The organism is Oceanirhabdus sp. W0125-5 (genome assembly GCF_027938815.1).
Classification (GTDB): domain Bacteria; phylum Bacillota; class Clostridia; order Clostridiales; family Clostridiaceae; genus Oceanirhabdus.
In genome coordinates this window covers 4514778-4529503 of record NZ_CP115913.1, presented here as the reverse complement: position 1 = coordinate 4529503, position 14726 = coordinate 4514778, and the positions used below count along the sequence as shown (strand labels likewise).

Annotated in this window: 15 protein-coding genes; 11 read left to right on the top strand and 4 right to left on the bottom strand. The window is 31.7% G+C overall.

Annotated features, from left to right (window positions below; translation table 11 throughout):
* The first annotated feature begins 1 nt into the window (after position 1).
* The 7 genes from OW730_RS21170 to OW730_RS21140 all read left to right on the top strand — a co-directional run bounded on the left by OW730_RS21170 (position 2) and on the right by OW730_RS21140 (position 5565).
* On the top strand, positions 2 to 685 hold the full coding sequence (locus tag OW730_RS21170; protein ID WP_271226036.1) for a cobalt-factor II C(20)-methyltransferase: 684 nt from the start codon (positions 2 to 4) through the stop codon (positions 683 to 685).
* Between the two features lie 12 nt (positions 686 to 697).
* On the top strand, positions 698 to 1462 hold the full coding sequence (gene cobM / locus OW730_RS21165; protein WP_271226035.1) for a precorrin-4 C(11)-methyltransferase: 765 nt from the start codon (positions 698 to 700) through the stop codon (positions 1460 to 1462).
* A 10-nt stretch (positions 1463 to 1472) separates the two neighbouring features.
* A complete protein-coding gene (gene cbiG / locus OW730_RS21160; protein WP_271226034.1) occupies positions 1473 to 2549 on the top strand; it encodes a cobalt-precorrin 5A hydrolase in 1077 nt (358 codons plus the stop codon).
* 95 nt (positions 2550 to 2644) lie between these two features.
* On the top strand, positions 2645 to 3361 hold the full coding sequence (cobJ, locus tag OW730_RS21155) for a precorrin-3B C(17)-methyltransferase (RefSeq protein ID WP_271226033.1): 717 nt from the start codon (positions 2645 to 2647) through the stop codon (positions 3359 to 3361).
* A gap of 166 nt (positions 3362 to 3527) precedes the next feature.
* Positions 3528 to 4304: a cobalt-precorrin-6A reductase gene (locus tag OW730_RS21150; protein WP_271226032.1), complete on the top strand. Its 777-nt coding sequence runs from the start codon at positions 3528 to 3530 to the stop codon at positions 4302 to 4304.
* Positions 4294 to 4506, top strand: a complete 213-nt coding sequence (locus OW730_RS21145) for a DUF1450 domain-containing protein (RefSeq protein WP_271226031.1) — start codon at positions 4294 to 4296, stop codon at positions 4504 to 4506. The genes OW730_RS21150 and OW730_RS21145 overlap by 11 nt, the downstream gene beginning before the upstream one ends.
* Positions 4507 to 4629: 123 nt before the next feature.
* Entirely contained in the window at positions 4630 to 5565 is a 936-nt protein-coding gene (locus OW730_RS21140) for a GNAT family N-acetyltransferase (protein WP_271226030.1), read from the top strand.
* Positions 5566 to 5634: 69 nt separating this feature from the next.
* Here OW730_RS21140 and OW730_RS21135 read toward each other — a convergent pair.
* Positions 5635 to 6971 (bottom strand): IS3 family transposase gene (locus tag OW730_RS21135; protein ID WP_442945378.1). Its coding sequence is split into 2 segments (ribosomal slippage): positions 5635 to 6590 and positions 6590 to 6971, totalling 1338 coding nucleotides; the frame shifts between segments, so codons are not numbered across the junction.
* Positions 6972 to 7455: 484 nt separating this feature from the next.
* On the opposite strand from OW730_RS21135, the gene eam reads away from it, so the two are divergent.
* Positions 7456 to 8712: a glutamate 2,3-aminomutase gene (eam, locus tag OW730_RS21130; protein WP_271226029.1), complete on the top strand. Its 1257-nt coding sequence runs from the start codon at positions 7456 to 7458 to the stop codon at positions 8710 to 8712.
* Positions 8713 to 8948: 236 nt separating this feature from the next.
* Positions 8949 to 9803: a YitT family protein gene (locus tag OW730_RS21125; RefSeq protein ID WP_271226028.1), complete on the top strand. Its 855-nt coding sequence runs from the start codon at positions 8949 to 8951 to the stop codon at positions 9801 to 9803.
* Between the two features lie 38 nt (positions 9804 to 9841).
* Here the strand turns inward: OW730_RS21125 and OW730_RS21120 are convergent, their stop codons facing one another.
* Entirely contained in the window at positions 9842 to 10432 is a 591-nt protein-coding gene (locus OW730_RS21120) for a protease inhibitor I42 family protein (protein WP_271226027.1), read from the bottom strand.
* Between the two features lie 359 nt (positions 10433 to 10791).
* Between OW730_RS21120 and OW730_RS21115 the strand changes: the two genes are divergently transcribed.
* Positions 10792 to 12105 (top strand): IS1595 family transposase, encoded by a 1314-nt coding sequence (locus OW730_RS21115; RefSeq protein WP_271226026.1) that lies wholly within the window; start codon positions 10792 to 10794, stop codon positions 12103 to 12105.
* A gap of 480 nt (positions 12106 to 12585) precedes the next feature.
* On the opposite strand, the gene OW730_RS21110 is transcribed toward OW730_RS21115, so the two are convergent.
* Positions 12586 to 12756, bottom strand: a complete 171-nt coding sequence (locus tag OW730_RS21110) for a DUF362 domain-containing protein (RefSeq protein ID WP_271226025.1) — start codon at positions 12754 to 12756, stop codon at positions 12586 to 12588.
* 149 nt (positions 12757 to 12905) lie between these two features.
* Positions 12906 to 13076, bottom strand: coding sequence for a 4Fe-4S binding protein (locus OW730_RS21105; RefSeq protein WP_271226024.1), 171 nt, complete (start codon positions 13074 to 13076; stop codon positions 12906 to 12908).
* 169 nt (positions 13077 to 13245) lie between these two features.
* On the opposite strand from OW730_RS21105, the gene OW730_RS21100 reads away from it, so the two are divergent.
* Entirely contained in the window at positions 13246 to 14631 is a 1386-nt protein-coding gene (locus tag OW730_RS21100) for a phospholipase D-like domain-containing protein (RefSeq protein ID WP_271226023.1), read from the top strand.
* Positions 14632 to 14726 lie beyond the last annotated feature (95 nt).

Here is a 14726-nt window from a genome sequence, read left to right as displayed (position 1 = left end):
AATGGCAAAGTTATTTGGAATAGGTGTTGGACCAGGAGATAGTGAACTTTTAACGATTAAAGCTATAAGAGCAATTGAGAACAGTGAGGTGATATTCGCTCCAAGTGCATTTGAAGGTGGAGAGAGTATCGCATATGAAACTGCTAAAGAGTATATTAGTGAAGATAAGATAGTTGAGATAATTCACTTCCCAATGGGTAAGAAGAATACTCAAGAGAAGGCAAGAGAAACATATGAAGCAATATACCAATACTTAAAGAAGGGTATGAATGTATCATTCCTTACAATTGGAGATCCTTTTGTATATAGTACGTACACTCATTTATTAAATTATATCAATGAAAGAGGATTTGAGGTTGTAACAGTACCTGGAATAACTTCATTCTGTGCTAGTGCATCTGTAGCTAATGAGTATCTTGTACTTGGTAATGAACCACTTATGGTTCTTCCAGCAGCTAGATTAGATGCTGTTAAAGATGAAAAGTTTTTGGTTATAATGAAAGTATATAAGAGAGAAGAAGAGGTTGTTGATTTCTTAGAGGCTAATGGATTTGACTATGTTTATGTGAAGAAAGCTGGAAGAGTTGGAGAAGAGATTTTAAGAGATAGAGAAGAGATCATTAAGAACAAAGAATACATGGCGTTGATTCTTGCTAAGAAAAAAGAATTAGCACAGGCTATATAGGGGGAAAATGACATGATTTATATTGTTGGTGCAGGACCAGGAGATGTTGATTTAATAACGATTAAAGGAAGAAATGCTTTAAGTAATGCAGATGTGGTTATATATGCAGGCTCATTAGTAAGCCCTGAACATCTTGAATTCTGTAAAGAGGGGGTTGAGAAATTTAACTCAGCTTCAATGACTCTTGAGGATGTTATAGAGGTAATGAAAAGAGCAACAGAAGAAGGTAAAGATGTTGTAAGATTACACACAGGTGACCCAGCTATCTATGGCGCTATTAAGGAGCAGATGGATGAACTTGACAAGTTAAATATAGAATATACTGTAGTTCCAGGGGTTAGTTCATGTACGGCTGCAGCAGCTGCTATAAAGAAAGAGTTTACACTTCCAGGAGTAACTCAAACTGTTATCTTAACAAGAGTTGAAGGAAGAACTCCAGTACCAGAAACTGAAGATCTTGAGAAGCTTGCTTCAATAGGTGCTTCTATGGCTATATTCCTTTCTATAAGCATGATCGAAAAGGTTGTTGGAAAACTAAGAAAAGGATATGGAAGAAATGTACCTATAGCTATTGTTGAGAGAGCTACATGGGAAAATGAAAGAGTAATCTTTGGAACTCTTGATGATATAGCAGAGAAGGTTCATGAAGCAGGAATCAAAAAGCAAGCACAGATTCTTGTAGGTGACTTTATTGACTGCGAATATGAGAAGAGTAAATTATATGATAAGGACTTCACGCATATGTTCAGAAGTTCACACGCTAAAAGCAATAAGTAAGGAGAGAACTATGAAGGGTAAAGTTGTGGTAATCAGTGTGACGGCAAAAGGTGATCCTGTTGGATGCAGGGTTGTTGATGCTTTGAAATCATTTTTTCAAAGTGAATGTATTCACTTAATGAAAAGTGCTGAGGTAAAGGCTCATGGGTTTAAGAAATCTGTTGAGGATGCTTTTGGAAAATATGATTCAATAGTGTTCATATCATCTACAGGGATTGCTGTTAGAGGCATTGGAAACTTAATGAAGAGTAAAACTACAGATCCAGCTGTTGTTGTGGTGGATTGTACTGGTAAGTTTGCAATTAGTTTGCTAAGTGGGCATCTCGGTGGTGCAAATGAGCTAACACATATAATAGGTGAGGGTATAGATGCTGTCCCTGTTATAACAACCGCAACTGATAATCTTGGAATATGTGCTCCTGATATGGTGGCAAAGGAAAACAATCTTATCATCCATGACATGAAGGTATGCAAGGAGATTGCAGCCTTTTTGGTCAACAATAAGAAGGTTGTATTTATTGATCATGATAATAAGATATCCACTCCTAAAGGGTATTTGAATCATGAACAGGGGAAAAACAGTGAGGAACCTGTATATGGAGCTGTAATTGTTGGTAATCCTGTTGAAGTAGATGATATGCTGGATCAAATAAAATGGGTAGATAATAATGAGAAAACAGTACTATATCTCATGAAAAAGGATATTATCCTTGGGATTGGATGCAGAAGAGATTTTTCTAAGGAAAAGATGATAAGAACAGTTGAAGAGAAACTACATCAATATAATATAGATAAACGTAGAGTTAAAGAAATTGCATCTATCGATATTAAGAAAGATGAGAAGTGCATACTTGAATTAGCTGAGTATCTTCAATGTCCTTTTAGAACATACTCAAAAGAGGAGATAAGAACAGTTCACCTTAAGTATGAGGGAAGTGATTTTGTTGAGAAAATCACTGGCGTGAGATGTGTGGCTGAACCTGTTATTGAACTCTATGGTGGTGATATAATTCATCATAAAGAGAAGCTTGAAGGTATGACGTTGGCAATAGGAAAGATAAAAATAAATGGAGAATTGAGAATGTAGAATTGAGAATGATGGATGATTTTCACTGGTATGAAAATCAATATCTTATTGTTCTTTAAGTTTATGAAAATATTAAGCAGAGTAGGAGAGTTCGAATGAAGAAATTATATGTTATTGGAATTGGTCCTGGTGGTCTTGAGCATATGACGATTAAAGCAAGAAAGACTATTGAGGAAAGTGATATAATTGTTGGTTATACAAAATACTTAAAGATGGTTGAACCTCTTCTTGAAGGAAAAGAAACATATGCAACAGGGATGAGAGGGGAAGAGGATAGATGCAAGAAAGCAATCGAGCTTGCACAGGATAAGGTGGTTTCTGTTATTAGTACGGGTGATGCTGGTATTTATGGAATGGCAGGACTTATATTACAAATTGATAATAATGCTAATGTTGAGATTATACCAGGGGTAACTGCAAGTTGTTCAGCGGCTTCTGTACTTGGAGCACCTTTGATGCATGATAACTGCAACATAAGCTTAAGTGATCTTATGACTCCATATGAGGCTATTAAGAAACGTGTGAAACTTGCTGCTGAAGGTGACTTTGTAATTTCATTATATAACCCTAGGAGTAAAGGAAGACCACATTATCTTAAAGAGTGCCTTGATATTGTTAGAGAATATAGAGATGGAAACACTCCAATTGGGGTAGTTAGAAATGCATTGAGAGATGATCAGAGTGTACATATTTCAACTCTTGGAAATTTTGATGAAGAGATTGTTGATATGATGTCCATAGTTGTTATTGGTAACAGTAATACATATATTGAGAATGGAAGAATTATAACTCCTAGAGGATATAAAATATAAAAGAAATTGAGAATGGAGAATTGAGAATGATGGATGATTTTCACTAGGGTGAAAATCTACATTTTACTGTTCTTTAGTATTAGAAATTGACTCATTTTATCTAGGGAAAAATATTGTATTTAAAATAGAGTGTTTTTAAATATTGTAAGGTAGTGAGGTGTAGTAAGTGATAGGTTTAGTTCTTGGAACAAGCGAAGGAAGAGAGATTTTAAAAAGAATCAATGAATTTACAGGAGATGTCTTTGTAACTACAGCAACAAAGTATGGTGGAGACATTTTAAGTGAGTATGATATAAAAATACTTAATACAACACCTCTTGATAAGAAGGGATTTATGGATAAGATAAAAGAACATAATATAGAGATTTTTCTTGATAGTACTCATCCATATGCTGTTGAGGTTTCAAAGAATATCATTGAAGCTTGTAATGAGAGTGGTATAACCTATCTAAGGTATGAGAGAGAAAGTGTTGTTGAAAGGTATGGAGATGAGGAACTTGTTCATTTAGTTGATGGATATGAAGGTCTTCAAGAGGTACTTGAAAAAATACAGGGAAATGTATTAAACACCACTGGAAGCAGGAACATAAAAAGAGTTGTGCACCTTAATGTGCCTAACAGGATAATACACAGAGTGCTGCCAACTTTAAAAGTCATGAATGAGATGGAGGAGGTCGGTATAGAACCTCACAATCTTATAATGATAAAGGGACCTGTAAGTTATCAGTTGAATAAAGCCTTTTATAAGGAGTATAATATAGAATGTGTAATAATGAAGGATAGCGGGCTTGCTGGAGGGACAGATGAGAAGATTAGAAGTGCCCTAGATCTTAATATACCAGTGGCTGTTATAAAGAAAGCACACATGGATTATCCTAATAAATTCAATTCTATAAAAGAATGTGTTGAAGAAATTAAGTTGAGGTGGAACAATGAAAGTTAGTTTTTGTGAACATAATATTGCAAGTGGGAAACTGCGAGATAAATTATTAAAAGAGTATCCGCAAATTGAGACATCAGTGAACAAATGCATAGGAGAATGTGCATGCTGCGGATATAAACCTATTGTAAGAGTTGATGGCAAGTATATTGAGAGTGAGTCTGAAGAGGAACTTTATGAGACAATAATAAAAATGTATCTATAGTTTTTTTAGCACGGTAATCCGTGCTTTTTTTATTGCTCAAGTTTAGTTATGTATTATTTACGAGGTTTATATGAGTAAAGGGGCATGGTAGCATATAATTAGAAGATTAAGGAGGATAAAAGTATGGGATTAATTAAGTGGGATAAGGATATAAAAGAATATAAACTTTCAGAAGAATACTCAATTCATAAAGCTGAGGTAGAGAATTTTGTAATTCATATAATGACTTATTCAGATAAGTGTTTGAATAAATTTGCTATAAACAGCTGGGATAAAATTGCCGAGTTTTATGGGGATAATGAATTTACTCAGAATAATTGTTATTGGATTAAAAATAATGGAGAAATAGTAGGTGGAGTGATTATTGCACCTAATATAATTTGTGATATGTTTTTAATTCCTCCATTTGAAGAAAAATTTAAAGTCATGAAATTATTAAAAAGACTATTAATTGAGTGGTCTGATAAGAAAAAAGACATATTTGCTTATGAAATATTAAATGAAGAAGTCAATAATTATCTAAAGCTTGGTTTTAGAATAATGGAAAAAAGGTGTTGGTTAATCCGTCCAACAGTAGAGTTTGATGTTAAGTGGGATGATAGATTTAGAATAGAGCAGGTTCAAGCAGTTAAATGTGATGAGATGGCTCAAGTATATCTAGAAGCGAATATCGGTGGGGTAGATGACAATGGACAAGAGCTTAATGATTATGTGCGTAGGGTCGGATATTATTTTAAAAGCAAAGAAAATACTGAGATATTTCATAAAGCATCTACATTGATTTATGATAATGAAACAAATGAACTTGTAGGAGTATGTCTTATAAGTATGTGTGAAGGGTGGCCCCTTGTTTTTGATGTTGCGGTTAAACCTTCATATAGAAGAATGGGATTAGCTACTAATATGTTAAAAAGAGCATTAACGGAATTAAAAGAAGAATATAAGGTCTTAGTTTTATATGTTACTCAAGGTAATGATTCAGAAGCAGTTTATCATAACCTTGGATTTATAAGAGGTGTTGAGAATACTAAACTCTACATACCAAAGGGGACGTTTTAAATAGAGCAAACAATAAAAGACCACTATAGAATAAAATGTACCCTTTGTCAAGGACATTATAAAAAAAGACTATGCAGCAGCTTGAAGATGATTTCTGAATGATACAGGAGTCATCTTCTTTAAATTCCATTGATATCTGTAATTGTTATAGTAATCCATGTATTCATCTATTTCATCTTTAAGCTCGTCCAGAGCTGTGCATGATTTAATGTAAGCCTCATCCTTAAAATGTCCAAAGAATGATTCTTGAGGTGCATTATCCCAACAATTTCCTCGTCTAGACATTGATTGTCCTAATCCAAAACTTTTCACTAACTTTTGGAAATTGGGGCTAGTGTAATGTGCTCCTTGATCTGAATGGATAAAGGCATCAGGGGCAAGAGTAATATCTTTATTATTCAATAATTTATATATTGTATCAGTGGCGATATCTAGCGATAAGCTAGTGGCTACGTTATAAGCTAGTATCTCATTAGTAGAACCGTCTTTAATCGTAGATAGATATGCTCTTTTGTTATTACCATACGTTAGATAAGTTATATCTGTAAGCAGTACTTTTCCGGGGATATTTTGTTTAAACTCTCTATTCAATAAATTAGGGACAACTCTGTGCTCATGGGTGGCTTTCGCCATTCTTCTATAAGGATTAGCCTTCCTTATGGGGCAAACAATGTTGTATTTTCTCATTATTCTCCTTATACGCTTTAAATTATATACAATACCAAACTGACCGTCTAATGTCAGTTTAATTTGACGAGCACCTTTTTTACGATTCTTGAACTTGTATGCTTTTAAAATCAAGTCTTTTGCTACTTCATCACAAAGCTCTCGCTTATTTCTTGATTCCATGGCTGTTGCAGAAAAATAATTATAGTATCCTGACCTTGATACGCCCGATAGATTACATAAATAACTAATCATATTTTTCAAGTTATATTTTTTAACTGTATCTCTTATTATTATAAACTTGTCCTTAGGAAGTATTTTTATTTCTTTCGCGTCATCATCCTTTCCATCATATCGAGCTTTTTTAGAAGTTCGTTCTCAGCTTTCAGTAAATTATTTTGTGCTTGGAGTCGTGCATATTTCTCCTCTAAAGAAAGCTCTTTAGTTGTTGGCTTTCCTGAATTGTTTCTTCTTGTATCAGCTAAACCACATACACCATTATGTCTATAAGCAGCTCTCCACCTTTTACCAGATGATCTTACTCTTTCAATTCCTATGATATCTACATCAAATCCACATTCTTCGAATATTTCTCTAGGGAATTTTCCGTTCTGATTCTCAGCTATAAAGATTTTTTTGAATTCATCAGTATACGTAATTGCTTTATTAGTGACATTTTTTACGTATTTGTTTTGTGCCAAAGTTTCTATTTGTTCTTCTGTAAATATCTTTTTACTCATTTTTTATCCCCCGAATTCTCATTTATTTAATTATACATAAAAATACCCTATAAAGTAGACTTTTTTTATAGTGTCTACTCTATAGGGTACATTTTAGAAACCATAGTGGCTTTTTTTCGTTTATACTACAAAATATCAAAAGTAAACCTAAACTTTACAGTGATTTGATATTATAGTGGTAAAGTGTTATAATAAATATTAGTGTTAAACATACGTATATATTGCTAAATAAAACTAATCTAATAAACTTTTCTAAAAGTAATATCTAATAGTAATATCATTGTGAATTACTTCATTTTAAATTCATTGTTTAACTAATGTCTAATTTAATAATATATAAATGAATTTAATTTATATATTACATATAATAAAAATTTCGATAATCGTATATTTTCAGTATCAAAACACCATTGTATATGTAAGAAAAATACAAAAATGGTAAAAGGAGATTGCTTTGTTTTAACTTGAATAGGAGGAATGAATATTGAATAAAAGAGAAATATCCATTAGTAGAGCTAATGAACTTAAGAATACCATTGAAGATTATTTAGCTGTGAAGGACTCTATACCAAAGGGATTAGAGCAGAAAGATATAATTTCTAAACGTAAAGACAAAATCATGGAAGTTTTAGGTGCTTCAGAGGAGCAGTGGAATGATTTCCATTGGCAGCTTCATAATAGAATAAGTGATGTTGAAACATTAAGTGAAATACTTAATCTATCACAGGAAGAGAAGGACGAGATAGCTAACGTTGGTAAAACTTATAGATGGGCAATATCTCCTTATTATCTTAGTTTGATAGATCCAGATGATAGATTTGATCCTATTAAATTGATGAGTATACCAACAGGTTTAGAGGCAGTAGAGGATCACTGTGACTTTGATCCAATGGGCGAAGAATATACTAATCCAGCTGGAAGTATTACAAGAAGATATCCGGATAGACTTATTATTAATGTAACAAATGAGTGTGCAATGTATTGCAGACATTGTCAGAGAAGAAGAAATATTGGACAACAGGATATGCATAAGACATGGTCTGTTCTTAAAGAATCAATTGACTATATTAGAAATAATAAAGAAATAAGAGATGTTCTTATAACTGGTGGAGATCCATTAACGTTATCCACAAATAATCTTGAAAAGGTAATAAAAGAGCTTAGAACAATAAATCATCTTGAGATAATTAGAATAGGTACTAGAACTATTGTAACAATGCCTCAGAGAATTGATAATGAGCTTACAGACATGTTAAAGAAATATGGACCTATATATGTTAATACACATTTCAATCATCCTATGGAGATAACTGAAGAGGTTAAAGAGGCGTGTGTTAGATTATCTCTTGCAGGTGTCCAACTTGGAAATCAAGCTGTGCTTTTAAATGGTATCAATAATAATAAATTTGTAATGAGATGTCTTAATCAAGAATTATTAAAAGTAAGAATTAGACCTTATTACATATTCCATGCTAAACATGTTCATGGAACAACACATTTTAACACCTCTGTTGATGACGGTATTGAAATAATGGAATATTTAAGAGGATATACATCAGGACTTGCAATACCTACGTATATTATAAATGCCCCTAAAGGACAAGGAAAGACTCCAATTTTACCTCAATATCTAATCTCAAGAGGCAAGGATCACATTAAGTTCAGAACATGGGAAGGCAAAGTTATTGATTATGAAAATCATGTAACAAAGGATATAAGGAAACTTTTAGGGAATAGATAAATCTTTTGTCAATCACTTGTTAATCTTGGGTAAATTCTGAATATTTTGACTTAGCGAAATATGATTTACAAATTCAAATAATTAATATAAAATAGACGTGGATATGAATATATCCACGTCTTATAATTTAAAGTTTAAAAGAAACGCATGAATGCGGATGATAATAATCTCTTGACCTTATAATGGTTGGGAGATTTTTTTTGAAAGTTAAAATTTAGGTTAATGGGAGGCAAGTAATGGATAGGAAGAAGTTTTTAAAAAGGTTTATTTTGATCAACATAGGAGTGTTCTTGGTTGCTGCTGGATTCTATTATTTTATGGATCCGAACAATCTAGCACCGGGGGGAGTAACAGGATTAAGTAAGATATTAAATTACTATTTCCCTAGTATACCTCTAAGTGGAATTTTGTTAGTATTGAATTTAATATTATTTGTAGTTGGACTTGTGTTTATTGGAGCAGATTTCGGGGCGTTTACAGTGTACGCATTCCTAGCATTATCAGGATACATGAGATTGATGGAGATATTTACTCCACTTAGTGGGCCTGTAACTGGAGATATCTTTATAGAAACGTTATTTGGAAGTGCTATAACTGCAATTGGACTTGCTCTAGTGTTCTATCAAGGAACATCTACAGGAGGAACCGATATAATTGCTAAGATTCTTAATAAATATTTCCATATGGATATTGGTAAAGGACTTCTAGTAGCAGACTTTTGCGTTACAATGTTAGCAGTTGTTACTTTCGGATTGGGTAAAGGGCTATACTCTATCCTTGGTGTTTTCTTACTAGGTTATCTTATAGATGTGGTTATTGAAGGTCTTAATATGAATAAAAAGGTTGAGATTATATCAACTAAAGGTGAAGAAATTAAGAAATACATTATTGAGGTTCTAGATAGAGGGGCTACTATTTACAGAGCTGAAGGTGCCTATACAGGTGAAGATAAGGTTATAATAACAACTGTTGTTGGTAAAAAGCAATTTATTAGATTGAAGCAATACATAAAGGCATTAGATGATAAAGCCTTTTTAATAACATACAATGTTCACGAAACGGTTGGAGAAGGATTCCAATCATTTGAATAAGAAAAGAGAGCAGTGGCTCTCTTTTTTTAATACCCAAATTATTTATCCTCTTCATTACATACTTTTAAGTTAAAAGTTATTTCATTATAATCATCCTTTAGTTTTTCTGCATTTTCACAATGCTCATATCTAAGTACTATTTTCTGAGTTCCTTCTTTTTTTACTTCAAAGAGAAAGTTCTCTCTATTATAATTTTCACCGTCAGCATCAGTTGAAAAAGGTATTCCTATTGTTTTTTTACTCTTAAGCTCGAAAATTTCATCGGTTTTCAAATGTGAACTATTTTTTATATTCCATGTATATAGTATTGTACTATTTGCATGAAGAGAAATTATGAAATCCTTTTTAGAAATTTCTATATCTTTAACTTCATTATCATTAATTATATATTCTTTAACATAAGCCTTTCCATTATCTAAAGATATTATGGATATTATATTTTTATTTGTTTTAGTAGAGTATGAGTATTTTTGTTTTGATAACTTCTTATTTATCTTAGATATATCATCATATGAGAAATTATATTCAAGGAGTTTATCAGGATTTTTTCTTACTTGTGATTGAGAGTGACCACAGCCACTGATTATTATAAAAAACAATATCAATAATGGTGCATATATTTTTTTCATATAAATACTCCTTTTTATTAAATATAATGTTATTTTCATATAAGTATTTTTATATAAGTATTTTCTATAATATACCATATAATCTTTTCATTTATTCATATTGTTTTAGAAGTTCATTAATTTAACTTATAGAAATTTATATAGGTAGACGTTTAACTATTTATTTGAGACATATCTCTCTTTTTTAAAATACCGTTGAAAAGGGTTTATCTCGGCAGAAGACAAGCGTTCAAATAAAAAATCATGGACATAATGAAAAAAATAATTCAATATGATTAAAAAATATTTTGTAGGCCATAATTACAATATAACGAAAGTATGTTTGTATAAAGTTTTTGATGCATTATATGGAGGTAAGTATGAGTCTATTAGTAAAAAATGATAAAAAGCAAGATCAAGAAAGTAATTATAATCAGATATCTAATCAAAAGGAAAGCAAGAGTGCGCTTGAACAGCTTGTTAGTGACGTTGAAAACTCCAATATGCCGGAATTTATAAAAGAGGGATTTCTTAAAATAGCAAATGATGCAATTAAAAGGGAGAAGGAGGAGCAAGCGCTAACGGAATTTGAGGAAAAGAAACATGAGGACCAGAATAAAGAGAGAATGAGACGGTCAAATATTCTAAAGATGATTATTAAGAATATAGATGGAGATTCTTCAAAAGAGGATAATAACTTTAATCAAGATATAATAGACGGAATTAGGGAAATGAGATTTATTAATGGGCGTGTATGTCCACATTGTATGTGTGAGGATATATGGAAGTATGGGGTAGAAGCAGGAAAACAGAGATATAAGTGCAAGAATAAGGAGTGTGGACGCACTTTCAGAGATACAACCTCATCCCCTATGTATAATAGTAAGAAGAGTATGAGAAAATGGATAGAATATATGATATGTATGTTAATGGGACTAACACTTATTGAGTCTAGTAAGGTCGTTGACATAAACATAGCAACAGCATTTTACTGGAGACATAAAATATTGGATGGATTAAGAAGTGAAATGGGAGTTGGGAATATAGGTGGAAATGTTGAAATAGGACATATGCTGGTAATGGAGAGTACTAAAGGAAAGAAGCGTTGGGTGTATGACAAATCAAGAAGATGTGGAACAAAAAACAAGTTTCCCTTTTTACATAGGGAGCCAACATACCACTTTATATTCAAGGGGCATAGGGTCAACTATATTTTATTGGGAATAGATAAAAGAGGAAATATGTTAGCTGAACTTACAGATATGCTACAAATAAATCCTAGAAGACTAGGAGCAATGTTCAATGGGAGGATAGACGATGATTCTGTAGTATCTACCGAGGGGAATAGGCATTATCATACATATGTTAAAAATAGTGGTTTAGAGCTTGGCAGGAAAAATACCCGTAATGAATCCAAAGAGTATAATTTAAGAGCTCTTATGAGTATGAAAAGGGAGATTTACTCATGGATAACACGATTTAAGGGAGTTTCTAGCAAATATATGAACAACTATCTTTATTGGTATAGGTTTATGAAAAGAAAAGGACTTTATGATATGGAGAAGGGATTTTGTCAAGAAGTAAACAACTTTAGTGTTAGAAGTCTGTTTATAAAAAGCCATAGTGAATACACTAGTATGAGGATAAAGGATTTTAAGAACAGGAAAGCCATTTATTATAGTGTAGCTGTATAGTATGATTAAATTGATATATAGCGGTAGAACAGTGATTTTATAAAGAGGCTGCGCCTATAAATAATATTATAAAAGGGTTGAAAATTAAAATATACTTATTTTCACAATATATTATGAATAAGATGTGGACAAGGCGCCCTTCGGGTTAAAGAATAGAGAATATAATTAAGGAAATTAAATATTATTTATAGTTATTTAGGGAGTTGAAATTATCAGAAGAGATAAATATGAAATATTAACATATTATTATCAACGGTATCTTAAAAAAGAGAGATATAAGTATAAATTACTTATAATACTAAGGTGAAGATAAAACTCATAATTTATCAGAAATATAAGAGAAAATAAAAAAATGTACATATCAAAAAATTAAAAAAGCATTTCACAGTCAAAAAGGCAAACTCCAAAATATTTATACAGTTAAAAAAGAACAACAAAAAAGATGTACAAAGGCTTGTACATCTTTTAAGCAAGCTACAATTACTGAGCTTGAGGAGCTTCTACAGGACAAACAGAAGCACAAGCACCACAGTCGATGCAAGCAGCCTCGTCTATAACGTAGATTCCATCACCAGCAGAAATACATGAAACTGGACATTCAGCTTCACATGCTCCACAGTTTACGCAAGTATCTAATATTTTGTAAGCCATAGTAATACCCTCCTAAGAAATCAAATAATTAAAAAGAAACGAAAATATTCATTTCTTTGACCAAGTATATGATATCACAAAAAAATACATAAATAAAGAGGGAAAATGAACAAAATCAGGAACTATAAGAAGTTCCTGATTCTAAAGCATTAAGCTGGATTAGGTGCACCAACAGGGCATACAGCAGCGCAAGCACCACAGTCAATGCATACATCTGGATCTATTACATAAATATTATCTCCTTGAGAAATACATGAAACTGGACACTCAGGCTCGCAAGCGCCACAGTTAACACATGCATCATTAATTTTATAAGCCATAATATACCTCCAAAAAATTTTTTTTTTCTTTCCAAAGATATTGTAACCATGTTTTTTAAAATTATTACATAAATTATTTACTGGACATATTTAATGAATAAAAGTATATGTGAGGTGGTTCTGGATATAATTTTAGCAATAGAAATAAAAAAATATAAGGAATAAATTTATGAAAAACAAATTAAAAAATATACATAAAGCAACATACAAAAAAATATTATCCATAGGAATAATTATTCTAGTAATAATGTTTTTATCGTATGGAGATAGTTATGAGAATGTAAATGGAGATGAAGTTATTGAAGGTTTTTTTAATAAATCCATAAGTAGAAAATATGGTAATAGGAGTTGGGGGAATATTAATCTTGAGAGTGAGCTTCTTGAGATGATAAATGAGGCTAAAGAATCAATAGATGTTTGTATCTATGAAATAAATCTTCCGGATATTGTGGAAGGGCTTATTGAAAAGGCAAGTCAGGGTGTGAGGGTAAGGGTTATTGTTGATGGTAAAGAAGGAAAGGATGAATACAGAGAAAAAAGATATACTCTAATGAGAATATATCTAGAGAAAATGATAAGAGGAAAAGATGGAGTAATTGGAAATGATGATGACATAATGGTATTTTCGGATTCTCCAATTTTTATGGTTCAAGAGAGTAAAATTAGAGACTTCTTTGGGCTTAAGAAGAATATAAATGAAAATGAAAGATATAAAAAATTGACAATTGGAAAGAAGAATGTAGAAGGATATGTTCTTTGCTATGGGGAAGAAATCAGTGAAGGTGTATATTCATCTCCAGGGAATCAAATGCATAATAAATTTGTAATTGTAGATAAGGAGATATTATGGACAGGAAGTTGGAACTTTACTGTTACTGGATTGTATGGAACGTATGATGATGCTATTGATAAAAAGTTAGATGGTAATCAACAGCATTGTATTAAGATAAGAAATAGTGAGGTTTCAAAATTTTATCTGGAGCAATTCAATGAAATGTGGGGATCAGAAGGAAGAGAACCAAATAAAAAGTACGCAAATTTTGGGAAGAGGAAAACATTAAGGGGGGTTAAGAGTATTCTTATTGGGGATATAAGAGTAGATATATATTTTTCTCCTAATAATACTGTTATGGATGAAATTAAAAAAGTATTGAATAATAATCAGAATGAAGATATGTTTTTTTCTTTATTCTGTATTTCTGAAAAAGAGATAATGGAAATTCTCAAAAGAAAAAATAAAGAGAATAAGGGTAATATCTTTATGGTAATTGATGAGGGAATGTGGAATCAGAACTGGAGTGCAATAAGAAGAGTTGGAGATGTGAATGAATTTATACCAATTTTTGAAGATAGGTTAAAGGGAAAATTACATTCTAAGAGTGCTGTGATTAATCCATTTGGTAAAGAAAATATAGTAATAACCGGGTCTATGAACTGGACAGTAAATGGTTATAGAAATAATGATGAGAATATTATGATTATATATGGGGACAGCAATCTTTCTAGAAAGTTCTTTTCAGAAATTATGAGTAGAGTTAGGGAAAGTAGTTTTTAATATTTAGTTACTCTAAATATTAAGTTGACATCACATGAGAAAAAATATATAATTACATTAAAGAGAATAATTATTAATTAATAATTATTTTAATC